Genomic DNA, 24,678 nt, shown 5'->3' with positions numbered 1-24,678 from the left:
TCAGGACGGAGACTCTTCTTGACCGAAAAAGCCGTCCTGAACTGTTGCGTATTAATTAGAAAATATATACTTTCTCAGTCCAAAGGGAGCCCCCTCCATGAAAATAGCCATGTCCATCTCCTTCAGATCAGGGCTGATTCGGGGAGTGAATTCCATCAGGTCCAGGACCTGGGTCTGGATATCAATTCCGGGGGCGATTTCGGTCAGGGTCAGTCCTTCCGCCTGCAGCTCAAATACGGCCCGTTCTGTTACGTAGTGCATTTTCTGGCCCTTTTCTCTGGCAATTTTGCCGTTGTAGGAAACCTGTTTAATCCGGTTGACAAATTTTATTAAGGAGCCCTCCTGGTTGATATGAAGCCTTCCTCCCTCAAAGGTGCAGTCCAGCCCTTTAGCGGTAAAGGAAGAACAGAAGACCACATGTTTGGCGTTGGTGGTGATATCGATGAAGCCGCCTGCTCCCGTGGGCTTCGGCCCTAAACATGTGGCGTTGACATTTCCCTGGGCGTCCACCTCGCCTGCGCCCATGTAGGTGACATCCACGCCGGGTCCATTGTAATAGTCAAACTGGTCGTCGTGCCGGACCAGGGCAAACTGGTTTTTGGCGATTCCAAAGTCAATGCCGCCCATGGGAATGCCTCCATAGATACCGGATTCCACGGTGATGGTCACATCCTCCGACATGCCCTCCTCCGTGATAATGGGGCCTACTACATCATTGGGAATCCCGGTTCCCACATTCAGCACATCGTCAGGCGACAGCTCCATCAGCGCCCTGCGCCCTATGACCTTGCGCAGCGAGATGGGGAGGACGTCATCGGATGATACAGGCGCCTTGGTATCCCCGCAGTAGGCAGGGTCCATATAGAAACTGTGGGTCTGCCTGTGATCCTCCTCGGGATTGGGGCAGATGACAACCGCATCAATGAATACGCCCGGCACAATCACGCGCTTGCAGTGGAGGGAACCGGCTTTGACTTTATATTTTGCCTGGGCCAGCACCTTGCCCCCGAATTTTTTGCATGCCATGACGGCGGAGAACACTTCCAGATGCATGGCCTCCTCGTCCGTGGTCAGATTGCCGTATTCATCCACATAGGTTCCCCGGATGATGCAGTAATCCAGAGGAATGGGTTTGTAGCGCATATATTCTTCGCCGCCAATAGTAACCACCTCGCTGATATCGGGGGCGCTCATGGTGATTTCGTTCATTTTGCCGCCGTCAATCCTGGGGTCTATGAAGGTCCCCAGGCCCACCTTGGTAATCTTTCCCGGCTCGCCTCCGGCCATGCTGCGGTATAGCTGGGCAAATTGGCCCTGGGGAATGCAGTAGGCCAGAATCTTGTTGTCCGCAATCAGCTGCATCATCCTGGGCTGCAGTCCCCAGTGGCCTCCGATGATTCTGGAGAGCATGGTCTCATGGGCAAAATGCTGGATTCCCCGGTCCCGGTCGCTCTGCCCGCAGGAATGGACCAGAGTCAGCCCTCTGGGGCTTCCTGTTTCCAAAAAGCGCTGTTCAATGGCCTTGAGAATGGTTTCGGCCGCCGACACCAGGGTCATGCCGATGGTTGCCACAGTTGCGTTGTCGGCAATCATGGCGGCAGCTTCTTCGCCGGTGATAAAAACTGGTTTTCTCATTTTTGTGTAACCTCCTTAATGTTCTGGCTGCATGAAAAGTTTCCGTATGGCTGATTTGTTTACTTTGTTATTGGGTGTGAGAGGGAGCTCGTCCAGGAAGATGATGCGGGAAGGAATCATGTATTTGGCAATCCTGCATTTCAGCAATTCCTGTATCTGCTGTTCCGTCAGAATGCTTTCGGGAGACAGCTTCACCGCGGCCACAGGCACCTCGCCGTATATATCATGGGGAATTCCCACCACGGCCGCCTCATCGATCCCGTCCAGCCTGTACAGCTCATTTTCAACATCAAAGCTCCATATTTTTTCTCCGCCCCGGTTTATCATGTCCTTTTTCCGGTCCACGATAAACAGATACCCCTCCCCGTTAAAATATCCCAGGTCTCCGGTACGGAGCCAGCCGTCTCCGTCCAGCCCGCCGGTTCCCTTTTGATAATACCGGTCCAGGACAACGGTCCCCCTGACCGCGATTTCCCCTACCTGGCCTGTCTGCATCTGTGAACCTGAGTCGTCCAGTATGCAAAAGCAGGTGCCGGGAATGGGAAGGCCCGAGGAACCAATGTAACTGCTGGTGGAGGCATCGCCCGGAAAGATGGTGGCAGGCGAGCATGTCTCGGTCAGCCCATATACGGTGTGAAATGCGGCGCAGGGCAGCCAGCGGTGGATCTCTGTCAGTTTTTCCTTTGACATGTTGCTGCTTCCGCAGGCCAGAAGCCTGAGACTGGGAAGGGAAGGAAAACTGTCCTTTTTCCTTAGCAGCAGGGAAAATACAGCGGGTGCGGAGTGGAGGAATGTGATTTCCTTGTCGTTTACATCCCTGAGAACCCTTTTGGCATCAAAGAACTTGTGCAGGTAAACGGTTCCGCCTGCATACAGGGTCAGCCCCAGAAGCGCCACCAGCCCGGTTACCAGATAGATGGGGATGGGAATGAGGGTTGAGTCCCTGTCCGTTATCTGGAAAATTCTTTGGTAGGAGACAATGGCGTGCATGATGCTGTAATTCTTGATAATGACTCCCTTGCTCTGAGAGGTGGTGCCGGAGGTGAACATGATGAGCGCGTCATCCTCTTCCCTGCCAAGAGACGGCACAGGGCTGAGATAGGAGGCGCACAGGTGGGAAAAACCAAATCCGTTCTTACCCCGTCCGGGCTTCATGATATGGACGCCGGAGGTTTCTAACGGCACAAACCAGTCATAAAACTTTTCATCACACAGGATGTACTGGAGATCGGCCTTTGCCGTCAGTGAAAGCACTTCGTTCCGGCTGTATTTACTGGGCAGCGGTATGACCACGGCTCCCAGCTTTGTAAGAGCCAGGAAGGTTACGCAGAATTCAACACTGTTGAACATCATGACGCCTGTCTTGGTTCCCGGCTTGATATCCGATATGTAATATAGGTAAGAAGAAAAATGGTCGGCCATGTCCCTCAGTTCCGTGTAGGTATAGGCGGTGCCGTTATCATCCACAGCGGCTGTCTTGTCCGGACGGCGTGCGGCAGATAAGGATAATGCGTCATATAAGTTGGCGGGAAGATTGGGATAGGTCAAATAAGTCTTGCCGGAAAAGGTCTTTTCTATCATATCCGCAGTATAAGAGCGATTCCAAAGAGTTGTTCCGTTAATCATAATTAATACCCCCCGTGTATTAGAGAAACCGATTTCGTTATTTAGGCTAATAGTAAACGAAAATGATTCAATAGTCAATAAGAAAAAATTATTTATTTTGGGCGGTACTTTATAATGGAGACAATATAATATAAAAAACAGTAAAAATATTATGCATATTGTATATCTGTTGAAGAAATGGGATTGTTTTAAAACAGGTGAATCTAAAGTATATGCACAATAATATTGATAAAAAATAAACAATTTTTAAAAAATACACAATATATGTACTGAAAATTTGTTGAAAAAGTAAAAAAGCATTAAAACAAGAGAAAAAGGGAAATAAACTTATTGATTTTAACGAAACCGTGTGCTATGCTTGGGACAACATAACGAAACTATTTTCTAAAAAGAACGAAACATAACGAAACTGAATCGCTAATTACGATTGGTGAACACAAACCACATAACGCAAAAGGAGGGGATTGATTCGTTTGGATACAGGGAAAGAGAGAGGGGGAAAAGGAATGATACTTGATTTAGAAGGACGCCGGGCGGTTGTCACGGGAGGCGGCAGGGGACTGGGATATGGAATTGCCCAGGCGTTGCACGGCTCCGGGGCAGAGGTAATCATAACCGGCAGGACAGGGAAGGCGTTGGAAGCTGCCGCGGAAATAGGAGGCAGCGGACCTTCAGCTTATGGAGTGACAGGAGATTTAAGTAAGAAGCAGCAGCGGGAAGCTGTCTGTGAGCGGATTATGGAGATTTACAACGGGCGTGTTGATATCCTGGTTAACGCGGCCGGAGCATTGAACAGATGCGCTGCTTTTGAGGTGCTGCCGGATGACTGGAATGAAGTAATCGAGCTTAACCTGAACGCCGTGTTCTTCATGTCTCAGAGGATTGGGAAGTCTATGGCGGCCCGTCATTACGGAAAGATTATCAACATAGCGTCCATGGATTCCTTTTTCGGCAGTGTTCTGGTTCCTGCCTACAGTGCCAGCAAAGGCGGAGTTGCCCAGCTGACAAAAGCGTTATCCAATGAGTGGGCGGCAGAAGGAATCAATGTCAATGCCATTGCTCCGGGATACATGGCCACGGCACTGACGGACACCATGAAGGTGAAGAATCCTGCCCAATACGAGGAGACCACCCGCAGGATACCCATGGGAAGATGGGGGACCGCGGAGGATCTTAAGGGGCTGGCTGTGTTTTTGGCTTCCGATGCCTCTGCTTATATATCGGGGGCGGTTATCCCGGTAGACGGAGGTTTTTTGGGGAGGTAGAAACAGGTGGAAACGCGTCGGTGAACGCGGAGCTGTTATCAAATTAGTTGGGAGGTAGTAACATGAATATATTTTTGCAGGCGGCTGCCAATGGGATTATGGTGGGCGGAATTTATGCACTCATAGGTATGAGCCTGACGCTGATTTTCGGAGTTATGAAGATTATCAATTTTTGCCAGGGCGAGCTGCTGATGCTGGGAATGTACATATCCTTTGTTCTGTTTGACCAATGCGGACTTGACCCCTTTGTGGCAATTCCCATTGTGGCGGTGGTAATGTTTGCGTTTGGGGCGCTTCTGCAGTCTACGCTGATTACGCGGTCCCTCCACGGAAATGACGATACCAATGTGTTGTTTTTAACGGTTGGTCTTGGAATTCTGTTCCAGAATGTAGCGCTTCTTTATTTCAAGTCGGATTACAGAACGGCCCAGAGTATGTTTTCCGAGAAAATCGTGCAGCTGGGAGCTATAAACTTAAGCCTTCCAAAGGTGCTGAGCTTTGTGATTCTTCTGGCGGTAACTATTCTGTTGTTTGCTTTCTTAAAGTATACCAATATAGGAAAACAAATTCGCGCCACTTCCCAGAACAGTACCGGAGCGCAGGTCTGCGGTATCAAGACAAAGATGGTCTATGCCACTACATACGGTCTGGGAGCCGCCATTGCGGGAATCACCGGAGCCTGTCTGATGTCCTTCTATTATGTATTTCCTACGGTTGGGGCCGTATATGGGACAAGGTCCTTCATTGTAGTGACCATGGGCGGACTGGGGAGCGTAATCGGAGCCTTTGTCAGCGGTATTGTGCTGGGACTTATGGAAACCGTGGGAGCGGTGGTTGTGGGTTCCTCCTTTAAGGATACCATTGTGTTCCTGGCATTTATATTGATTCTGGTAGTGAAGCAGACAGTGAAAACAAGACGGGGGTAGATAGCAATGAAGAAAAGAATAGGTTCCAGACAGATTTTATTATTGATTTTACTTCTAGTCGCGGCTGTGATACCCGTATTTGTCCGTATACCGTACCTGCTGTCGATTTGTGTGATGACATTTTACATGGCCAGCGCGTCTCTGGCCTGGAGTATCCTGGGCGGACTTACAGGCCAGATTTCCCTGGGCCATGCCTCCTTTATGGGACTGGGCGCATATATGTCAACCCTTTTGCTGGTTAAGCAGAATGTGTCGCCATGGATCAGCATTCCTCTGGTGTTTCTGTTTGTGGGAGTGTTAACCGCATTGCTGCTGTCTCCTTGTTTTGTTTTAAGAGGACCGTATTTTTCGCTGGTTACCATTGCTTTTGGAGAGGCGTTCCGCAATCTGATGACCAACTGGGATTTTGCCGGCAAGGGGCAGGGGCTTCTGCTTCCCTTTGGCGAAAATTCCCTGGCTCTGCTGAGATTCAAGAGCAAGGTGCCCTATTTTTATCTGTCACTTCTTATGGTAATAGCGGTATATCTGATTGTGCGAGCAATTGACCGTTCTAAGTTTGGATATGCCTTAAAGACGGTGAGGGAAGATGAAGACACGGCCAACGCAATCGGAATCAATCCACTCAAATATAAGGTGCTGGCGACCTTTGTCAGCTGCGGACTGATTGCTGTATGCGGAGTGTTCTACGCAAATTATATCCGTTTCATTAATCCGGATATCATGATTCAGGCGCAGTCCGTGGAATTCGTTCTTCCGGCTGTCATCGGAGGGATCGGAAGTGTGACAGGCCCCTTGATTGGAGCTATCATTCTTACGCCGCTGGCTCAGTATCTCAACTCTACCCTGAGCAGTATAGCGCCCGGAGCCAATCTGCTGGTTTACGCCATCGTTCTGATTGTGGTTATCCTGTTCCGGCCAAGGGGTATTATGGGCTGGTATAACGGCAGCAAATTCAAGGTAAAGGTCGATGAGATGTTTTACAGGCTTGACGGTAAAAAGTAAACCGGGAGAGGAGACGTTTTAAGTGGGCAATATATTGGAAATAAAGGATTTGAGTAAGAATTTCAAAGGACTGAAGGCTGTGGACGGAGTCAGCTTTGCTGTGGAGGAGGGCGGCATTACCGGGCTCATCGGTTCCAACGGAGCCGGAAAAACAACGGTATTCAATATGATCAGCGGCGTGTTCCCGCCTACGGCCGGTCATATTATCTATAAAAATAAAGAAATTACCGGCATGAAGCCATACCACTACACGTCCATGGGAATTGCCAGGACATTCCAGATCATGAAGCCTCTGGCATCCATGTCTGTATTGGATAACGTTGCCTCTGGCGCTTTGTATGGAAGAAAAAAGTATAAATCAGTGAAAGAGGCAAAGGAATACGCGGAGGAAATCCTGCATTTTACCGGATTGTACGAGCGGAAGGACTGGCTGCCGGGAGAAATGGGCACCCCCTTTAAGAAACGCCTGGAACTGGCCAGAGCCCTGGCCACGGACCCTGATATGCTGCTTCTGGATGAGGTTATGGCTGGCCTGAATCCCACGGAAACAGACGAGGCGGTGGAGCTGATTCGCAAAATCAATGAGAACGGAACCACCATACTGCTGATTGAGCATGTTATGAGAGCCGTGGCCAATCTCTGCCAGAAGGTGGTTGTGATGCATCACGGTGAGAAAATAACGGAGGGAACTCCGGAGATGGTAATGAATGACCCCTATGTCATCGAGATTTATCTTGGTAAGGAGGAGCATTGATATGGCAGACAGGTATTTTAAGGTAAATAAAATCAATGTCCGGTATGGGGACATTCAGGTGCTTTGGGATATTGAATTTACAGCGGATAAAGGGGAAATCGTAGCCCTGGTGGGAAGCAACGGAGCGGGGGAGAGCACGGCAGTCAAGTCCTGCGCCGGTCTGCTCAGGCCGTTTCAGGGAAATATCTGTTTGGATGGACATGATCTCACCGGTGCGGCCTGCAGAACCTTTATTGACCACGGGATTATCCTGGTTCCGGAGGGCAGGCAGTTGTTTCCTTCCATGACAATCTATGAGAATCTGGAGATGGGAGCCAGCAGCAAGGCGGCGAAGGCGGCTAAGAAGGATACCATTGAGCGGATTTATAACTGGTTTCCTAAACTGAAGGACAGAAAGAACCAGCTGGCAGGCACCTTAAGCGGAGGCGAACAGCAGATGCTTGCCTTTTCCAGGGGCATGATGGGGCTCCCAAAGCTTCTTATCATGGATGAACCCTCGCTGGGACTGGCCCCCAACATTGTGGACATCATATTCTCCATCGCGAAAGAGGTGGCGCAGGAGTCCGGGCTTACCATTATTCTGGTGGAACAGGATGTAAGGAAGGCGCTGAGGATTGCCAACAGGGGCTATGTGATTGAAAATGGCCAGATTACCGTATCTGGCACAGCGGAAGAACTTTTGGACAACGATGAGGTGAAAAAGGCGTATCTTGGATTTTAGAGCGTGTGCGGAATGAAAATGAAAGATGGCCCTTATATGGGTTAATCAAATAAAAGGAGGAGAAATACATGAGGAAACAATTGGTGGCATTGACATTAAGCGTTGCTGTGGCAGCGGGTATGCTGTCCGGGTGCGGGGGATATGGTTCTGGTTCAGGAGGACAGAGGGAGGCTGCAAAGCCCGCGGGCACGGCTGGGGGAGCGGCTTCGGAGGCCGCGGCCGCTGGCAGTGACAGCGCAGCGCAGCCGGCGAAGGAGTCCGCGGCTGACGGGGAGCCGATACTGATTGGCGCGCTGTATCCCATGACGGGAGCGCTGGCTGATTCGGGCCAGAACATGAAGGACGGCATTGACCTGGCTGTGGAGGAAATCAATGCGGCAGGGGGAATAAGCGGCCGTCCTATCCGGATTGTATACGGTGATACCCAGGGGGCCAATGCCACGGGCATGACTGAGATGGAGCGTTTGATTACACAGGATAAGGTGATGGCGGTAATGGGCGCATATCAGAGCGGCGTTACCGAGGTAGTGTCCCAGGTGGCGGAAAACTACCAGGTGCCGATGATAACAGCCAATGCCACGTCGGACTCCCTTACTTCTCACGGATACGAGTATTTCTTCCGCCTGGCGCCCACCAATATGATGTTTATACGTGATATGGAGCGGTATCTTCTGGATTTGTCAGCCAAGGATCCTGCGGATGATATTGATGTGAAGAGTGTTGCGGTCTGCGCGGACAACACCGAATTGGGACAGCAGACAGCAACCTGGGCAAAATACTTTGTGGAAAAGAACGGACTGGAGTTTAAGGGCGAGGTTCTTTACTCCCAGGGCGCGGCGGATTTGACCAGCGAGGTGCTGCAGTTAAAGTCCCTGAATCCGGACGCTCTCATTGTTGACAATTATGTATCGGATGCAATCCTCCTTACAAAGACCATGAATGAGCAGGGATACAAACCTAACATTATGATAGCCAAGGCAAACGGTTATACGGAATCCTCCTATCTGCCGTCCGTGGGCGGTCTTGCAAACGGAATCCTTACAGCCACGGAATTCCTGCCTGGAGACAAGGGGACCAAGGTTTCGGATGCGTTTAAGGCAAAGTACGGTGTTGATATGAACGGGCATTCCGCTGAGGCGTACACGGTGGTGTGGATATTCAGGACAGCCCTTCAGAACCTGGCGGATGCAGGCGGGGAGATTACCTCTGAAGCGTTAAAGGATGAGCTGAGCGCTCTGGAAATTAAAGAAGCCTTCCCGGGAGGCGAGGAGATTATTCTTCCTTATGATACCATCAAGTTCTCCGAGTCTGAATTTAACGGTATTCCTTATAAGAATACCAACATGGACGGCAAGCTGACAATCGCTCAGTTCCAGGATGGTTCGCTTGTTACTGTATGGCCGTTTGAAATTGCAAAACACGATACCATTTATCCGGCGCCGTTCAATTAAGGATGACGGGCGAAAGGGGGGACAGCTGGGGCTGCTCCTCCTTTTTCGATTCTCGCAATACCGATTGCATTACATTTTTACTTATATTATAATAATAGCAAGACGCTTATTGGGATAGGTGGATCACAGCCATGTTATTTCAAAGCAGATAAGGAAGTAAGAGAATGAGTATCCAGAAAAAAGATAAGTATACTATTTCCGACGTGGCCCGGATGCTGGGGGTATCGCGTTCCACTATTTCCAGAGCCATGAATAATTCTCCGGGAGTCGGGGAGGAGCTGCGCAAAAAGGTGCTGGATTTTGTGGAGGAGATAGGTTATCAGCCTAATACAATAGCCAGAAGTCTGAGCAAGGGCAGACAGAGCATCATCGCGCTGATTGTCAGTGACATCCGTAATCCGTTTTATGCGGATCTTACCTTCTACATTCAGAAGATTCTTCACAACAATGGATATATGCTGATGGTCCTGAACAGCGAATATGATATCAGACGGGAAAAAGAGTTCATTCATATGGCTATCCAGTTTAATTTTTCAGGTGTGTTTTTGCTTACTGCCCAATCAGAGGAAATTGAAGAGGAATTAGAGAATATTGAGATTCCGGTTGTGCTGGTAAACAGGATCCTGGGGTCCTATGAAGGGGATTCCGTGCTGTCGGACAATTTTAAGGCCGGTTACATTGCGACCATGCACCTAATTGAGCTGGGGTATCCGGAGATAGCCTTTGTGAAGGGGCCGGATGTCTCGTCGGCGTCGGAGCAGCGTTTCAGGGGATACAGACAGGCGCTGGAGAATTACCGGCTCCCTTTTAAGGAACAAAATGTATTCAAAGGTGATTTGAAGCTGGACACGGGAAGCGAACTGGCAAAGATTTATATATCGGATTTGAAGAACCGTCCAAAGGGAATCGTGGTTTCCAACGATATGATGGCCATTGGGTTTGTTGAGCGCTGCCGGGAGTCGGGGGTTAAGATTCCGGAACGGATTTCCGTGGTGAGTTTCGACAATATTGTTTTTTCGTCCCTCTATGACATTGGCCTGACAACGGTGAGCCAGCATGTCAGAGAGATGAGCGAGCACGCTGCCCGTCTGATGTTAAAGCAGCTGAAAACCCCCCGGGAAAAGCCGGAACGGGTGATACTTGACCCTACATTGATTGTGCGCAGAACCACATGCCCGTATGTTCCTGAACAGGATGGGGAATAGGCGGAGGCGGGGAGGCCTGGAGGCGCCGGTCTGTCTGCCGCCGGGCCGGTCTGTCTGCCGCCGGGCCGGTCTGTCTGCCGCCGGGCCGGTCTGCCGCGGGAAATGGGATAAACGAAAAACAGGAATCTCCATCATGGAAATTCCTGCTTTCTGCCTGCAGAAGATGGGAGTCGAACCCACAAGGTATTACTACCACACGGACCTGAACCGTGCGCGTCTGCCAATTCCGCCACTTCTGCATTTTGTTTTGTGCTGCTGCTCTGCTCAAGCAACGAAGGTTATTATAAATGAGTAACAGCGATTTGTCAATATTGTTTTTCAAATTTTTTATAGAATTTGGTTTACGAAAAAAATTAAAAAAATTTGTCAAAAATGGTTGCCAAGTTGAAAAATCTATGCTATACTACCATTCGTGTTGCGGGAGTGCTGGAATTGGCAGACAGGCAAGACTAAGGATCTTGTGGGTGTATGCTCGTGTGGGTTCAAGTCCCATCTCCCGCATTTTAGAGAAAGGAATCCTTCCAAAGAGGGTTCTTTTTTGTATTATAGGGTGCGCCCAGCTAAGGGCTTGAAATTTAGTGGGTGAGAGTCCCACGGTGTAAGGTACAAGCTATACCGCATCAAGCGAGTCTTGGGTGGACAGCAGCGATGTTGCCTGCTAAGCGTAGACAGCGGGATTGCAGGGCATAGCCGTATATAGCTTCGATATTAAAATGAAATTGGGAAGGCAGAAGTGCTCCTATACACTGAAAGCAACACAGCTGTAGTCGTTAAGAGCGAGAATGCAGCTGCTTCCCCGGGGTTTTAAGGCTGGTCATGTAATCAAGGATTTTAAGTCAACTGGGGAGGTCTGCCAGGCTCCGGGCAGGTTGCGTAAGCCCGGTATACGGAACAACGGTAGAAAGGAGAACCGTAAATGGCCGGCAGAAGTCGGATGGCCGAATAGTACACAGCAAAAAAAAGCGGTGGAAGTCGAGAGAGACCTGTCCTCGCAGGTCAGCCATGCAAAGTCATATCAAAGAGGAAACATAATCTGTACGCAGAGACAGGAGAAATTATGGAAACGAAATTGGCGAGAATATCACAGTTGTCAAGCGAACATCCGGAAATGGTATTTACGTCCATAGGGCATCTGATTAATAAAGAGTTACTGAAAGAATGCCACAAGGAGATGGATGGAAAGAAAGCGGTAGGAATTGATGGAATTACCAAAGAGGACTACGAAGTAAATTTGGAAGAAAACTTAGATGAATTAATCAGGAAAATGAAGAAGAAGGCATACAAGCCCAAACCGGCAAAACGGGTGGAAATACCAAAAGAAAATGGAAAGACCCGCCCGCTCAGTATATCCTGCTATGAGGATAAGTTAGTACAGGAAGCGCTAAGGCGAATACTGGAAGCAGTGTTCGAGCCCCATTTCTACGAAGAAATGATGGGATTCCGCCCAGGAAGGAACTGCCACATGGCATTAAGGAGACTGAATGGGATGCTGGAAAGGGAAAAGACGAATTGGGTGCTGGACGCAGACATTAAAGGGTTTTTCGACCATTTAGACCATGAATGGATAGTAAAGTTCATAGAATCGCGGATAAAAGACCCGACCATTATCAGACTGGTAAGACGGATGCTGAAAGCGGGAATCATGAGAGATTTCAGATATGAGGAGACAGAAGAAGGGGCAGGCCAAGGCTCGGACTGCTCCCCGGTCATAGCCAATATATATATGCACTATGTGCTGATATGGTGGTTCAGGGAGAAAGTACAGCCAGTGATGAGAGGATATGCGGGGCTGGTAGTCTATGCGGATGATTTTGTGGGATGCTTCCAATATAAATCAGATGCAGAAATATTTTATGAACACTTAAAGCGCAGAATGAAGTACTTTGGACTAGAATTGGAGGAAAGCAAGACAAGGTTGATTGAATTTGGCCGATTCGCAGAAAGTAACCGGAAAGACCGGGGAAAAGGGAGGCCGGAGACGTTCACATTCCTGGGATTCACGCATTACTGTTCGCATGGCAGGACGGGAAAGTTCAGAGTAAAGAGGAAAACCAGTAAGAAAAAGCTTGCAAAGAAAAGCAGGGAAATAAACGCCATGATAAGAGACATGAGGTTTCTGGAGATAAACAGGATAGTAAAGAAACTAAATGAAGTACTGACTGGTTATTATCATTATTACGGAATTACTGACAATTCAAGAAGCCTGAACTCATTCAATAATGTGGTATGGTTTAGGTTATTCTACTGGCTGAACAGAAGAAGTCAGAGAAGGAGCTATACGAAGGAAGGATATAAGGAACTAATGAGACAGTTCCCGCTTGTGCGGCCACGTATTTATGTCAGTATATACGGATAACTGTAGATGTATTAGCTTTGCAGGGAGCCGGATGCGGGAAAGCTGCATGTCCGGTTCTGAGAGGGGTAAGCCCTGTAAGGGGCTTACCTACTTACCAAAGTCCTTGCTGAAATAAAGTTATGTAAACTAATGATTCTGCCAAAGGAGGGTATAGAAAACAGACGGTGATTTAGAACAGGTCGATATAGAACCCTTCTTCCCATCCATCATCGTCGAGGTCGTCATCTTCAGTTAAAAAGTAATGCATATCCAATAAATCAGAATCGGTCATATTTCTGACCAGTTTGGGTGTCATTCCTTCTGGAGGATTTTTGATGTATTTTTGTCTGAGTTCATCCACATATCTTTGATTCATTTGCAACTGCCTCCCATCTGTAATAAATGTAGTATGAAGCAGATGGGAGAGAAAGTCAAGCAGAGCGGGACCGGGGATAAAGGCCATGCCTTATCCTTGTCCTTTTGTATAATTCATCCAGAGGAACCCGTTCATGTTTATGGTACAGCTCTAGAAAGACCATTTCATGTCTGCAGTTTGGGCATTGCAGGGGGTCGTACCCCATGGTAAGAAGGAAAAGCTTACGCCAGGTGTTGAAATCGAGGAGAATCCTGTGTTTGGATTTTGGGACTGCTTTATGGAGCTGATTGTCAATCTCCCGGTGTCTGGCATAAAGCCCATAGTACCGGGTCATCTTGAAGTTTTTTTCAGGTATATGCAGAATGAGCAGCTTAATGAAATCAATGGCGGGAAGAGTCTTTTTTACAAAAGAGTTGTCTTCATGCTTATTGTAATGGAAAGTCACCATCTCCCCATCGTAGGAATCAATCCTGGAAAGAGCAATGACAGGGCGGCCAAGATAACGGCTGACATAATTAATAATGGATTCTGGGTCGCAAAGATTGGGCTTGGCATAAACGTAGAATCCATTTCTGTCCCTATGGTAAACGGCGGCTTTCATCTTTTTAAAAGAGGGACCGATGCGTTTTTCCAGTTTATTTAACAAAACAGTCTGAAAGGATTTACGGAGGTAGGAATAATTGAAATATGTGACCTTGCGCCAGACACCATCATCAGAAAACCCGCCTTCGGTAAGGAGACAGTGGATGTGTGGATTCCAACCGGGAGGGCGACCGAAGGTATGAAGGACACAGATAAACCCAGGGACAAAGTTTTTGGATTTGTTCAGGGAGAAAAAATATTCTTTGATGACATCAGAAACAGCCTCGAAAAGGCAGTTAAGCAGAGTGCGGTCTTCGAGGAAAAAGCGGCGGAGGGATTCGTCAATGGTGAAGACGAGATGGCGATGGGTACACTGTATTAATTTAAAAGACATAGCGGCAGACCTGTCATTGGAATACTTAGCGCCGCAGGAGGGGCAAAACTTGGAGTGGCAGCGGAAAGGAACGAACTTGAGGTTACCGCAATGGGGACAGCCATACATGGCGCCACCATAAGAAGGATCCCCGCAGTTAATGACCTTATCAATGTTTTCCATGACGACAGGTCTGGGTTTTATATCGTATTCAATGATTTCGTAATAGTCTCTGAGCATCTTCTGAATCACATTCATGAGATTATTATGGAATAAAATGACGCAAAAAACAAGCCCTAATTCCCCTCATGAATGAGGGGCTAGGGGAGTTGAGGTGCCGAAGGCACTTTCTTGCGACGCGGCTGTAAAGGAGATGGGGCAGAGGGCAGGGACGATTGTGATGCCCTACGGCGGTACCACTTTGCCGGTTTTGGCCGGGAAGTAAACGGACAGGAGCGCGAACAGGCGGGGAAGGGATAAGCTTTTGTCCCCTGTTACCATTATATTTACTTGGACATTTGCGAAAATGAAATATGTTAGGGTATGCCGGATTAAACAGGGGAAGAGGACAGAGTATGAGTTATCACAGGCAGAAATAGAGGACATCAAACAGTATATTCCCCAGGCATTAAGGGAAATGGGAGTCAATGAGCAGAATCCCCAGGCAAGGGGATTTTACGAACACATGGGATTTCATGTGTATAAAAGAACGGAAACGGACGGACAGGGAATATGCGTCTTATATTGATTATAAGACAATCGGCCTTCTGTTTTGCCTGATGACCGTGATGGCAGGGCTTCAAAGCCTGGGAGTGTTCAAAAAAGCAGGGGAGCGGCTTCTGGGGTATGTGAAGGGTCCGGGGGCTGTGTCTGCCGTGCTGGTGCTCCAGACCATTGCGGCAAATCTGGGAAGTATGCTGACGCCCATTGGCAATCCCCAGAATCTTTATCTGTATTCAAAAGCCGGTTTAAGCGCGGGCCGGTTTATGGAGCTGATGGCGCCCTACACAGCGGTATCCTTAGGAATGCTGGGGATCTGCCTGGCCGTAGCGGCCGTGAGGAACAGGATGCCGGAAAAGGAGAAAAACGGCGGGGAACAGGGGCCTGTTTCTGGCTGTGGATTATTCCCTTCTCCTGACATTCTGCGCGTTTTTTGTATTCATCGGCAATATGGGAAGAGTGCCTGCCTTCTGCCGGTTCCTGGGCCGGATTCTGGAGGGCCGGGAAATCATCACCTGCGTGGGAGCCAGCCAGGTTATCAGCAATGTGCCAGCCGCCCTTTTGCTGTCCGGATTTTCCGGGGATTACAGTGCGCTGATTGTGGGGACGAATCTGGCAGTGCTTCTTGTGCTGGCTTTGTGGGTTATCCCCTTTTAAAAAAGGATTTCCGATGCTATACTTAAGTCAGAGCATGTTACGGATTGCGCCGGGCTGGCGGATTGTACCGGGCTGGCGGATTGTACCGGGCTGGTGGATTGTACCGGTCCGGCGGAACGTACCGGACGGAAAGGATAGGCATTATGGCTGTGATTGGAGGAATCATGGTGCCCCATCCGCCTCTGATTGTGCCGGAGGTGGGCAGAGGGCAGGAGATTCTCATTAAGGATACCATTAAAGCATACCAGGAGGCAGCCGGGATGGCAGCGGAGCTGAAGCCGGATACCATTGTGGTGATTTCGCCGCATGCGGTGATGTACGCGGACTATTTCCATGTATCGCCGGGAAAGAAAGCCAGGGGAGACTTTGGCCAGTTCATGGCCCCGCAGGCAGGGGAAGAAGCCGTATATGACGAAGCTTTCGTAAGGGAACTGGACGGACTCTGCGGGGAGGATGATTTTCCCATGGGTACAGAGGGAGAGAGGAAAAAAGAGCTGGACCATGGAACGCTGGTCCCGCTGCATTTTATCCATCAGCATTACAGGGATTACAAGCTGGTGCGAATCGGCGGATCCGGACTGTCCTTTGCCCACCATTACCGGGCAGGCCGGTACATTGCCATAGCAGCAGAAAATCTGGGACGCAGGGTATTCATTGTGGCCAGCGGGGATTTGTCCCATAAACTGAGAGGGGACGGGCCTTATGGCTACAGCGTCCAGGGGCCGGAGTATGATGAGCGGATAATGGACGTTATGGGAAAGGCGGAGTTTGGGGAGCTGCTGGCATTTTCAGAAAGTTTCTGCGAAAAGGCGGGGGAATGCGGCCACCGCGGCTTTACCATGATGGCGGGAGCCATGGATGGAAAGGCAGTCATGCCCAGGCGTCTGACCTATGAGGGACCCTTTGGGGTGGGCTATGGGATTTGCACGTTCCGGGTGACCGGGGATGACGATGGGCGCAGATTCCTGGAAACATATGAAAGCTGCCGGAAGGAAGCCTGTAAAAAACGGCGGATGGAAGAGGATGCTTATGTGTCTCTTGCCCGTGCAGTGCCCGTAAGTCCTGAGGAGCTGGCCAAAAAGGCAGCAGAGCTGGTTCAGATTGCCAGGGAGTATTTAAGATATGTGTGGACCGGTAACTGCTGAGCGGAAGCCGCCATGCGTGTAATCTTTTCAAACCATGCAAAGTTTGTACGGGTGCCTCAGCCCGCTTCGCTGTCCCTTTATTTTAACAGCGGTACCAGGGGACAGGAAGGGGCAGTCACCATGGTGATTTTTAAGTTAAACAGGTCTGTGTGAGTGACAGGAAATAAATTTAATTGCCGGACATCGCAATTCGCAAATGGCGGGCAGGAAATGGAGGTGCAGGATGGATTTCAGATACGAGACAGTAATTCCCAATGACGATCTGCCCTTTCGGATGTTCATATTCGAGGGAAGGGATGGAAATTACCGGGTCAGCAAGCATTGGCACCAGTCAGTGGAACTGTTTCTTGTGTTGGAGGGAACGCTGGATTTCTTCATCAATTCCAGGCAGTATACATTGAAGCACAATGATTTTGTCATTGTGAATCCCAATGAAATCCATTCCATTGAATGCCCTGACCCCAATATTACCATTGTGCTCCAGATTCCAATGAAATCCTTTGAGGGGTATATGAGTGATGAGTCCTGCATCACCTTTGCGGACAGGGAAGAAAGTCAAAAGGCCAGGCTGGTGTCCCTGGTCACTGCCATGTACCGGACGTATGAGCAAAGGGAATTCGGCTACCGCCTGAAGGTAAAGAGCCAGTTCATGGAGTTCCTCTATCTGATTGTGACAGAGTTTAGGATTGAGCAGATCGATAAGGTCCAGGTACAGCAAAAACGCCATTTGGATAAGCTGTCCCAGGTGACACAATATATGAAGGAGAACTATGACAAGGAACTGAGTCTGGAAATGGTTGCGTCCAGGTTTGGCTTTACACCCTCCTATCTCTCCCATATGTTCAGGGAATATGCTCAGGTGGGATACCGCACATACCTGATGGATTTGAGGGTAAAGTATGCCATGCGGGAATTGCTGAATTCGGACCGTTATGTGGGGGACATTGCTCTGGATCATGGATTTGCTGATGCAAGGGCATTTGCCAAGGCATTCAAAAAGCGGTATGGCTGCCTGCCCAGCCAGTACCGGAAGCAGATGAATCAAAAACAGATGATCCGCAAGTCATCGTCAGATGAGTGAAGATCGCAAAAAAGTGCTGTTAGTTCGTAAAATAACAGCACGTTTTTTTTTCCTGTTTATATTATAATGGTTACCAGAGAAAACAGGCTGGTGCGGATGGAAAAACGTACGGGCCGATATAAGGAGGTATGAACATGGGGATGACAGTCAGGAAGGTGGCGGATCCGGCGTTTAAAGCCTATGGAAGGGTCATCACAGGTTATGATTTCAGCGGTCTTTTAAAGGCAATGGAGCATACGCCCCTGCCGGAGGATGTTATTTATATTCCCTCGCTGCCTGAGATGGAGGCCCTGTCTGATGCAAAGGAGCTGGAACGCGGGATCTACGGCCAGATGCCGATTCAGATAGGATGCTGCAACGGACACAACAAGAAACTGAATGCAGTGGAATATCACCGGGATTCAGAGGTAGACATTGCTGTGGACGACCTGATACTGATATTGGGAAAACAGCAGGATATTGAGGAAGACCATACATACGATACATCCAGGATGGAGGCATTTCTGGTTCCTGCGGGAACCGCGGTGGAGGTATATGCCACAACCCTGCACTATGCGCCCTGCCATGTGAAGGATGAGGGCTTCAGATGTGTCATCGTTCTTCCAAAGGGCACCAATCTGGACATGGAGCCAGTGGATGTGAAGGACCCGGAGGACAGGCTTTTGTTTGCCAGAAACAAGTGGCTCATAGGCCATGCCGAGGGCGGACTGCCGGAAGGGGCGTTTATCGGCCTTAAAGGAGAGAATCTGAGCGTCTGATTCAGAACATGAAAACTCAGATGCGGACAAATAAATTTAATCATGTATGAGGAGGAAATTACAATGAACAATACACCAGAGGTAAAAATCGGAATCGTGGCAGTGAGCAGGGACTGTTTCCCGGAGTCTCTCTCTGTCAACAGAAGAAAAGCATTGGTGGAAGCCTACAAGGCCAAATATGACGCGGCGGAAATTTATGAATGTCCTGTGTGCATCGTGGAGAGCGAGATACATATGGTTCAGGCATTGGAGGACATAAAGAAGGCAGGCTGCAACGCCCTGTGCGTATACCTGGGCAACTTTGGCCCTGAGATATCAGAGACACTTCTGGCAAAGCATTTTGACGGACCTAAGATGTTCGTGGCAGCAGCCGAGGAGTCAGGGGATAACCTGTGCCAGGGCCGCGGCGACGCATACTGCGGTATGCTCAATGCCAGCTATAACCTGGCGCTGCGTAACATCAAGGCATATATCCCGGAGTATCCGGCAGGGGATGCTGAGGATTGCGCGGACATGATTCACGAGTTTGTACCCATTGCCCGCGCGGTGGCGGCGTTAAGCCAGTTAAAAATCATCAGCTTCGGACCAAGACCTCTCAACTTCCTGGCCTGCAACGCGCCTGTCAAGCAGCTGTACAACCTGGGCGTGGAGATTGAGGAAAATTCCGAGCTGGATTTGTTCGAGGCATTCAACAAGCATGCGGGGGATGAGAGGATTCCAGGCATTGTGAAGGAGATGGAGGAAGAACTGGGAGCAGGCAACAAGAAGCCGGAGATTCTCTCCAAGCTGGCCCAGTATGAGCTGACCTTAAAGGATTGGGTGCAGGAGCACAAGGGCTACCGCAAATATGTGGCCATTGCCGGAAAATGCTGGCCCGCATTCCAGACACAGTTTGGTTTTGTGCCATGCTATGTGAACAGCCGACTGACAGCCCAGGGTATCCCGGTGTCCTGTGAGGTTGATATCTACGGAGCGCTCAGCGAGTACATCGGTACGGTCATCAGCCAGGATACGGTTACTCTTCTGGACATCAACAACACCGTGCCGAAGGATATGTATGAAGCTGATATCAAGGGGAAATTTGATTATACTCTTAAGGATACATTTATGGGCTTCCACTGCGGCAACACCGCGTCCGGCAAGCTGTCCTTCTGCGAGATGAAGTATCAGATGATTATGGCCAGGGCCCTTCCAGTCGAAGTGACCCAGGGAACATTGGAGGGCGACATTAAACCAGGCAGCATTACCTTCTACCGTCTCCAGAGTACGGCGGACAACAAACTGAGGGCTTATATTGCGCAGGGAGAGGTACTTCCGGTTGCCACACGTTCCTTCGGCTCCATCGGCGTGTTCGCCATCCCGGAGATGGGACGGTTCTACCGCCACGTACTCATTGAGAAAAACTTCCCTCATCACGGAGCCGTGGCCTTTGGAAATTACGGCAAGGCATTGTTTGAGGTATTCAAGTACATTGGCGTGGATGTGGAGGAAATCGGCTACAACCAGCCAAAGAGCGTAAGATACAGGACAGAGAATCCATTTGCATAAAAACGCGGGGAGGGAAAAATATGCTTTATATAGGAGTGGACCTGGGAACCTCAGCGGTAAAATTGTTATTAATGGATGGAAGCGGACGAATCCACAAGGTGGTTTCACGGGAGTATCCCCTGTATTTCCCCCATCCCGGATGGTCGGAGCAGAACCCGGAGGACTGGTTTACAGCCTCCATGGACGGCATGAAGGAGCTGACCTCGGAGTGTGACAAATCACAGGTGGCAGGCATCAGCTTCGGAGGACAGATGCACGGTCTGGTGACGCTGGATGAGGCGGATGAGGTCATCCGCCCGGCCATCCTCTGGAATGACGGACGGTCCGAAAAGGAGACAGATTACCTGAACCAGACCATTGGCAAGGATAAGCTGTCCGCTTACACGGCCAACATTGCCTTCACCGGCTTCACGGCCCCTAAGATTCTCTGGATGAAGAAAAATGAACCGGAAAACTTCGCGCGCATATGCAGGATAATGCTTCCAAAGGATTATCTGGCTTACAGGCTGTCTGGCAGCTTCTGCACGGACTATTCCGATGCCTCCGGCATGCTGCTTCTGGACGTGGCCCACAAGCGCTGGTCTGAGGAAATGATGGAGATGTGCGGCATCACCAGAAAACAGCTTCCGGATTTGTATGAGAGCTATCAGGTGGTGGGAAATCTGAAGGAGGAACTGGCAAAGGAGCTGGGATTCACACAGGATGTAAAAATCATCGCCGGCGCAGGAGACAATGCGGCTGCCGCTGTGGGCACCGGAACCGTTGGGGAGGGCTGCTGCAATATTTCCCTGGGAACCAGCGGAACCATCTTTATTTCCAGCGAAAGCTTTAAGGTGGACTGCAACAACGCACTTCATTCCTTTGACCATGCGGACGGACATTTCCATCTCATGGGATGTATGCTAAGCGCAGCCTCCTGCAACAAGTGGTGGATGGAGGAAATTCTTAAGACGAAGGAGTTTTCCAGGGAGCAGGAGGGAATCGTCAGGCTGGGAGAGAACCATGTGTTCTATCTGCCCTATCTCATGGGAGAGCGCTCTCCTCATAACGACCCAAGGGCCAGGGCATGTTTCATCGGCATGAGCATGGATACCAGCAGGGAGGAGATGACCCAGGCCGTATTGGAAGGCGTGGTATTCGGACTCAGGGATTCCCTGGAGGTGGCCAGAAGTTTAGGCATCCGCATTGACCGCACCAAAATCTGCGGCGGGGGAGCAAAGAGCCCTCTGTGGAAGAAGATGGTGGCCAACATCATGAATGTGAAGGTGGATGTGGTTGAAAACGAGGAAGGCCCTGCCCTGGGAGGCGCCATACTGGCAGCCGTGGGCTGCGGGGAGTATCCGGACGTGAAGACCGCAGCGGACAGCATTGTGAAAGTCATAGAGACCATTGAGCCGGATGCTGGCCTGGCGGGAAAGTATGAAAAGCAGTACGGCAGGTTCAGGCAGATGTATCCTGCGCTTAAGACGGTATTCCGGAATCTGGAAGAATAATATAAACAGGGAGCAGGATGATTCAGGCCCCATTGCATGGCAGCTGGATGCAGCGGGGTCCTGGAAGTCAGGCTCCTTTTTTCTGTGTCGGTGCTTATTGTGCATTGCCTTGCACGTTCACAGGAATTATGATATAGTGATTCTGCCAGATGATAGTTGGTCAATTTAGGAGGCTGTACAATGGCCCGGTTGGGATGGGTACACTTGGTGGAGTGTATGACATTGGAATTAATAAGGATGCATTGACCGGCCGGGAGATTTCGGCTCATCCTCTCACCGTATCATGCCCCAGGTCCACCAGCACAGCGCGGGGCTGATTCTCTATTACGACAACATGAATTACATTAACCTGAGAAAATATTACAGCGAAACTCTGGGGCAGAGCGCCTTATCCGTCATCCATCTGGAAAATGGAGTAAGGACGGAATTCCTCAATACCAGGATACCGGTGGAGGACCGGCCTGTTTACCTGAGACTGTACGTACAGGGCAGACAGTCCTGGTTTGAATGGAGCTATGACGGAGAGAAATACGAGAAAATCGGGTGCATCTTTGATACCACGCGGTTTTCCGACGAGTACTGCAAATACGGGGAGTTCACCGGAACCATGGCAGGCATAACCTGTGCGGACCGTGTAAAACATGCCCATTATGCTGACTTTGATTTTCTGGAATATGTGGAGGAGCAGGGAGGATGATTCCCGCTCCGCAGCCCGCGACCGCCTCCCCCACCCCTGTTCCACTCACGGACGGATGCCCCAAAACACATTTACCCCCCAATCCTCAGCGCTTTTTTGCAGAAACCATCAAAAAACTTGCATTGTCAGCTTGGGACGTGCTAATATCTATAATATGGATAAAAGATACTTTGAGAGAACAGGAGAGGTAAGATGACAAGGGACAGGATATATGGGTACTTCATTGAAAAGGATAATAACTGTGCGGAAACCATGCTGCGTGCCCTGAATGACGAATATCAACTGGGAATACCGGACGACTCGGTAAAACTGGTGGGCGGATTCGGAGGGGGAATGGGCTGCGGGAAGGCCTGCGGCGCCTTGTGCGGAGGATGTTCCGCCATCAGCTACCGGCTCATTAAGGAAAGGGCCCATGCAACCCCTGAGCTTAAACCGGCCGTGGCTGCGTTTGCAGAGGAATTCGTGGAGCGTTTTGGTTCAGATGCCTGCTGTGAGCTGGTAAAGACCTATAAACAAGAAGATACCCGCTGTCTCGACATGATTTGCATGGCTGCGGACATTGCAGATGAATGTTTTGAGAGAATCCTATCAGCGGAAGAAAGGAAATAGAGATTATGAGGATATTAATTGTAGGCGGTGTGGCAGGCGGCGCGTCTGTGGCGGCCAGGGCCAGGAGACTGGACGCCAGGTCGGAAATCATCATGTTTGAGAGAGGGCATCATGTGTCATTTTCCAACTGCGCCCTTCCTTACTATCTCAGCGGCACGGTGAAGGACAGCAATGCCCTGGTCATGATGAGTCCGGAGAAGTTCAGGAAGCAGTATGACATTGAGGCGAGAACGGACAGCGAGGTGCTGTCAGTGGACCGGGAGAAGAAAACCATCCGGGTAAGAAACGGATGCACCGGGGATGTCTATGAGGAGCACTATGACATTCTGGTCCTCTCTCCGGGGGCGAATCCCATCCGCCCGAGGAGCATAGAGGGCGTGGACAGGCCCAATGTATTTACTGTGAGGAATGTGACGGATATTGTGAATCTGAAAAAGTTTGTTACCGACTGCCAGATTCAGGATGTGGCTGTGGTGGGAGGCGGATTCATCGGCATTGAAGTGGCTGAGAATCTCAGCATGGACGGAAGGCATGTATCCGTTATTGAGGCCCAGGACCAGATCATGGCGCCCTTTGATTATGATATGGTGCAGATGCTCCAGAAGGAGCTGCTGGACCATGGAGTGGATGTGATCGTAAATGACGGTGTCAGCGCCATCGGGGAAGAAAGCATTACCCTGGCTTCGGGAAAGGAAGTCAAGGCAGGCATGACCGTGCTGGCTATCGGGGCTGCGCCTGAGACAGGACTGGCTAAGGCCATGGGCCTGGAGCTGGGAGAGACAGGAGCCATTAAGGTGGACCACAATTACAGGACAAGCGACCCTGACATCTATGCGGTGGGAGACGCCATAGAGGTGTTTAACAGGCTGACCCATAAGCCGTCCAGGCTGGCGCTGGCAGGCCCGGCCCAGAGACAGGCCAGGGCAGCGGCGGACCATATGTACGGCATTCCCCATAATAATAAGGGGGTTATTGGTTCCTGCGCGGTCCGTATTTTTGACCTGAACGCGGCAGCAACCGGGCTGAACGAAAAGACAGCCGGTGCAGCCGGTATTCCCCATGATTCCGTCTATATTATCCCAACGGATAAGGTTGGGCTGATGCCGGGAAGCGCTCCCATGCACTTTAAACTGGTTTATGAATATCCCACAGGAAGGATTCTGGGAGCCCAGGCCATTGGACGGGGGAATGTGGATAAGAGGATAGATGTCATTGCGGCCATGATTTCCATGGGAGGAACTCTGGAGGATTTAAAGGAGCTGGAGCTGTGCTATTCTCCTGTATTCGGTACTGCCAAGGATGTGGTGAACCAGGCGGCCCTGGTGGCCCTGAACCTGCTCTATGGACGGGTAAGGCAGGTGCCTGTGACAAAGGTACGGGATCTGGTGGAGACAGGCGCGTATATCATTGATGTCCGCGAAAGGAATGAGTACAGCCTGGGCCACTTAAAGACATCCGTCAATATCCCGTTGTCAGAGCTGCGGGACCGTCTGGATGAGATACCGGCGGATCGTCCTGTATATCTCCACTGCCGTTCCAGCCAGAGAAGCTATAATGCGTGTATGGCCCTTGTGAACCGGGGCTACAGGAATGTGTGGAATATATCAGGTTCTTATCTGGGAATCTGTCTGTATGAATATTTTACGGATGTGACCACCGGACGAGAGAAAATCGTAACCGAGTATAATTTTAAGTGATTGTTCCGGATGAGGTTAGTTT

General features: G+C 50.0%; 21 protein-coding genes, 2 tRNA genes and 2 pseudogenes. 20 read left to right on the top strand and 5 right to left on the bottom strand.

Translation table 11 applies throughout. From position 1 onward, the window contains the following. Positions 1-51: 51 nt before the first annotated feature. The gene (locus tag LA360_RS28290) at positions 52-1,635 is read right to left on the bottom strand and encodes an acyl CoA:acetate/3-ketoacid CoA transferase (RefSeq protein WP_089776459.1); all 1,584 of its coding nucleotides are present in this window, start codon (positions 1,633-1,635) and stop codon (positions 52-54) included. Positions 1,636-1,650: 15 nt separating this feature from the next. Further along, positions 1,651-3,261 (bottom strand): class I adenylate-forming enzyme family protein, encoded by a 1,611-nt coding sequence (locus LA360_RS28285; protein ID WP_022202724.1) that lies wholly within the window; start codon positions 3,259-3,261, stop codon positions 1,651-1,653. Between the two features lie 506 nt (positions 3,262-3,767). On the opposite strand from LA360_RS28285, the gene LA360_RS28280 reads away from it, so the two are divergent. The 7 genes from LA360_RS28280 to LA360_RS28250 all read left to right on the top strand — a co-directional run bounded on the left by LA360_RS28280 (position 3,768) and on the right by LA360_RS28250 (position 10,585). Beyond that, a complete protein-coding gene (locus LA360_RS28280) occupies positions 3,768-4,526 on the top strand; it encodes an SDR family oxidoreductase (protein WP_112482613.1) in 759 nt (252 codons plus the stop codon). A 62-nt stretch (positions 4,527-4,588) separates the two neighbouring features. Beyond that, complete coding sequence (locus LA360_RS28275) at positions 4,589-5,452, top strand: branched-chain amino acid ABC transporter permease (RefSeq protein ID WP_003523187.1); 864 nt, start codon at positions 4,589-4,591, stop codon at positions 5,450-5,452. Positions 5,453-5,458: 6 nt separating this feature from the next. Beyond that, on the top strand, positions 5,459-6,454 hold the full coding sequence (locus LA360_RS28270) for a branched-chain amino acid ABC transporter permease (protein ID WP_022202726.1): 996 nt from the start codon (positions 5,459-5,461) through the stop codon (positions 6,452-6,454). A gap of 22 nt (positions 6,455-6,476) precedes the next feature. Beyond that, positions 6,477-7,208 (top strand): ABC transporter ATP-binding protein, encoded by a 732-nt coding sequence (locus tag LA360_RS28265; RefSeq protein WP_003523191.1) that lies wholly within the window; start codon positions 6,477-6,479, stop codon positions 7,206-7,208. A 1-nt stretch (position 7,209) separates the two neighbouring features. Further along, on the top strand, positions 7,210-7,929 hold the full coding sequence (locus LA360_RS28260; protein WP_112482549.1) for an ABC transporter ATP-binding protein: 720 nt from the start codon (positions 7,210-7,212) through the stop codon (positions 7,927-7,929). 68 nt (positions 7,930-7,997) lie between these two features. Next, the gene (locus tag LA360_RS28255; RefSeq protein WP_057572757.1) at positions 7,998-9,380 is read left to right on the top strand and encodes an ABC transporter substrate-binding protein; all 1,383 of its coding nucleotides are present in this window, start codon (positions 7,998-8,000) and stop codon (positions 9,378-9,380) included. 164 nt (positions 9,381-9,544) lie between these two features. After that, positions 9,545-10,585, top strand: coding sequence for a LacI family DNA-binding transcriptional regulator (locus LA360_RS28250; RefSeq protein WP_022202735.1), 1,041 nt, complete (start codon positions 9,545-9,547; stop codon positions 10,583-10,585). 155 nt (positions 10,586-10,740) lie between these two features. Here the strand turns inward: LA360_RS28250 and LA360_RS28245 are convergent. Further along, a tRNA-Leu gene (locus LA360_RS28245) sits at positions 10,741-10,824 on the bottom strand. Positions 10,825-11,002: 178 nt separating this feature from the next. Here LA360_RS28245 and LA360_RS28240 point away from each other — a divergent pair. Both LA360_RS28240 and ltrA read left to right on the top strand, forming a co-directional pair. Then, a tRNA-Leu gene (locus LA360_RS28240) sits at positions 11,003-11,086 on the top strand. A gap of 556 nt (positions 11,087-11,642) precedes the next feature. Continuing rightward, the gene (gene ltrA / locus LA360_RS28235; protein WP_057572962.1) at positions 11,643-12,941 is read left to right on the top strand and encodes a group II intron reverse transcriptase/maturase; all 1,299 of its coding nucleotides are present in this window, start codon (positions 11,643-11,645) and stop codon (positions 12,939-12,941) included. Positions 12,942-13,110: 169 nt separating this feature from the next. Here the strand turns inward: ltrA and LA360_RS28230 are convergent, their stop codons facing one another. Continuing rightward, positions 13,111-13,296, bottom strand: a complete 186-nt coding sequence (locus LA360_RS28230) for a hypothetical protein (protein ID WP_009295925.1) — start codon at positions 13,294-13,296, stop codon at positions 13,111-13,113. Positions 13,297-13,351: 55 nt separating this feature from the next. Beyond that, a complete protein-coding gene (locus LA360_RS32215) occupies positions 13,352-14,455 on the bottom strand; it encodes an IS91 family transposase (protein WP_465245348.1) in 1,104 nt (367 codons plus the stop codon). Between the two features lie 322 nt (positions 14,456-14,777). Here LA360_RS32215 and LA360_RS30915 point away from each other — a divergent pair, with 322 nt between their 5' ends. From LA360_RS30915 to LA360_RS28160, 11 genes and pseudogenes are all read left to right on the top strand, one after another. Further along, a complete protein-coding gene (locus tag LA360_RS30915; RefSeq protein WP_057570993.1) occupies positions 14,778-14,999 on the top strand; it encodes a GNAT family N-acetyltransferase in 222 nt (73 codons plus the stop codon). A gap of 127 nt (positions 15,000-15,126) precedes the next feature. Continuing rightward, positions 15,127-15,595, top strand: a pseudogene (locus LA360_RS32050) (SLC13 family permease); the annotation flags it as partial. Positions 15,596-15,771: 176 nt separating this feature from the next. After that, a pseudogene (locus tag LA360_RS28200) lies at positions 15,772-16,674 on the top strand (DODA-type extradiol aromatic ring-opening family dioxygenase); the annotation flags it as partial. Positions 16,675-16,785: 111 nt separating this feature from the next. Then, positions 16,786-16,926 (top strand): hypothetical protein, encoded by a 141-nt coding sequence (locus LA360_RS28195; protein ID WP_157135192.1) that lies wholly within the window; start codon positions 16,786-16,788, stop codon positions 16,924-16,926. A 70-nt stretch (positions 16,927-16,996) separates the two neighbouring features. Beyond that, positions 16,997-17,854 carry an AraC family transcriptional regulator gene (locus tag LA360_RS28190; RefSeq protein ID WP_022200782.1) on the top strand — a complete coding sequence of 286 codons (858 nt, stop codon included), beginning with the start codon at positions 16,997-16,999 and terminating at the stop codon, positions 17,852-17,854. Between the two features lie 134 nt (positions 17,855-17,988). Then, a complete protein-coding gene (locus LA360_RS28185; RefSeq protein ID WP_022200783.1) occupies positions 17,989-18,612 on the top strand; it encodes a DUF4867 family protein in 624 nt (207 codons plus the stop codon). A 63-nt stretch (positions 18,613-18,675) separates the two neighbouring features. Continuing rightward, positions 18,676-20,160, top strand: a complete 1,485-nt coding sequence (locus LA360_RS28180; RefSeq protein ID WP_022200784.1) for an L-fucose/L-arabinose isomerase family protein — start codon at positions 18,676-18,678, stop codon at positions 20,158-20,160. Between the two features lie 20 nt (positions 20,161-20,180). Continuing rightward, the gene (gene xylB, locus LA360_RS28175; protein ID WP_022200785.1) at positions 20,181-21,653 is read left to right on the top strand and encodes a xylulokinase; all 1,473 of its coding nucleotides are present in this window, start codon (positions 20,181-20,183) and stop codon (positions 21,651-21,653) included. Between the two features lie 283 nt (positions 21,654-21,936). Further along, positions 21,937-22,350, top strand: a complete 414-nt coding sequence (locus tag LA360_RS28170) for a beta-xylosidase family glycoside hydrolase (protein WP_022200786.1) — start codon at positions 21,937-21,939, stop codon at positions 22,348-22,350. Between the two features lie 192 nt (positions 22,351-22,542). Next, the gene (locus LA360_RS28165; protein WP_022200787.1) at positions 22,543-22,959 is read left to right on the top strand and encodes a C-GCAxxG-C-C family (seleno)protein; all 417 of its coding nucleotides are present in this window, start codon (positions 22,543-22,545) and stop codon (positions 22,957-22,959) included. Between the two features lie 5 nt (positions 22,960-22,964). After that, positions 22,965-24,656 carry an FAD-dependent oxidoreductase gene (locus LA360_RS28160; protein ID WP_022200788.1) on the top strand — a complete coding sequence of 564 codons (1,692 nt, stop codon included), beginning with the start codon at positions 22,965-22,967 and terminating at the stop codon, positions 24,654-24,656. Positions 24,657-24,678: the final 22 nt, after the last annotated feature.

Origin of the sequence: Enterocloster clostridioformis (assembly GCF_020297485.1) — a bacterium.
Taxonomy (GTDB): Bacteria; Bacillota; Clostridia; order Lachnospirales; family Lachnospiraceae; genus Enterocloster; species Enterocloster clostridioformis.
Note: the sequence above shows the minus strand (reverse complement) of the source record. Positions and strands in the feature narration are given on the sequence as shown.

What these genes read in the sequence shown, in the direction of transcription:
- LA360_RS28290 (WP_089776459.1), bottom strand. Translation starts at nt 1,635, where the DNA reads ATGAGAAAACCAGTTTTTATCACCGGCGAAGAAGCTGCCGCCATGATT.
- LA360_RS28285 (WP_022202724.1), bottom strand. Translation starts at nt 3,261, where the DNA reads ATGATTAACGGAACAACTCTTTGGAATCGCTCTTATACTGCGGATATG.
- LA360_RS28280 (WP_112482613.1), top strand. Translation starts at nt 3,768, where the DNA reads ATGATACTTGATTTAGAAGGACGCCGGGCGGTTGTCACGGGAGGCGGC.
- LA360_RS28275 (WP_003523187.1), top strand. Translation starts at nt 4,589, where the DNA reads ATGAATATATTTTTGCAGGCGGCTGCCAATGGGATTATGGTGGGCGGA.
- LA360_RS28270 (WP_022202726.1), top strand. Translation starts at nt 5,459, where the DNA reads ATGAAGAAAAGAATAGGTTCCAGACAGATTTTATTATTGATTTTACTT.
- LA360_RS28260 (WP_112482549.1), top strand. Translation starts at nt 7,210, where the DNA reads ATGGCAGACAGGTATTTTAAGGTAAATAAAATCAATGTCCGGTATGGG.
- LA360_RS28255 (WP_057572757.1), top strand. Translation starts at nt 7,998, where the DNA reads ATGAGGAAACAATTGGTGGCATTGACATTAAGCGTTGCTGTGGCAGCG.
- LA360_RS28250 (WP_022202735.1), top strand. Translation starts at nt 9,545, where the DNA reads ATGAGTATCCAGAAAAAAGATAAGTATACTATTTCCGACGTGGCCCGG.
- ltrA (WP_057572962.1), top strand. Translation starts at nt 11,643, where the DNA reads ATGGAAACGAAATTGGCGAGAATATCACAGTTGTCAAGCGAACATCCG.
- LA360_RS28230 (WP_009295925.1), bottom strand. Translation starts at nt 13,296, where the DNA reads ATGAATCAAAGATATGTGGATGAACTCAGACAAAAATACATCAAAAAT.
- LA360_RS30915 (WP_057570993.1), top strand. Translation starts at nt 14,778, where the DNA reads ATGAAATATGTTAGGGTATGCCGGATTAAACAGGGGAAGAGGACAGAG.
- LA360_RS28195 (WP_157135192.1), top strand. Translation starts at nt 16,786, where the DNA reads ATGCGTGTAATCTTTTCAAACCATGCAAAGTTTGTACGGGTGCCTCAG.
- LA360_RS28190 (WP_022200782.1), top strand. Translation starts at nt 16,997, where the DNA reads ATGGATTTCAGATACGAGACAGTAATTCCCAATGACGATCTGCCCTTT.
- LA360_RS28185 (WP_022200783.1), top strand. Translation starts at nt 17,989, where the DNA reads ATGGGGATGACAGTCAGGAAGGTGGCGGATCCGGCGTTTAAAGCCTAT.
- LA360_RS28180 (WP_022200784.1), top strand. Translation starts at nt 18,676, where the DNA reads ATGAACAATACACCAGAGGTAAAAATCGGAATCGTGGCAGTGAGCAGG.
- xylB (WP_022200785.1), top strand. Translation starts at nt 20,181, where the DNA reads ATGCTTTATATAGGAGTGGACCTGGGAACCTCAGCGGTAAAATTGTTA.
- LA360_RS28170 (WP_022200786.1), top strand. Translation starts at nt 21,937, where the DNA reads ATGCCCCAGGTCCACCAGCACAGCGCGGGGCTGATTCTCTATTACGAC.
- LA360_RS28165 (WP_022200787.1), top strand. Translation starts at nt 22,543, where the DNA reads ATGACAAGGGACAGGATATATGGGTACTTCATTGAAAAGGATAATAAC.
- LA360_RS28160 (WP_022200788.1), top strand. Translation starts at nt 22,965, where the DNA reads ATGAGGATATTAATTGTAGGCGGTGTGGCAGGCGGCGCGTCTGTGGCG.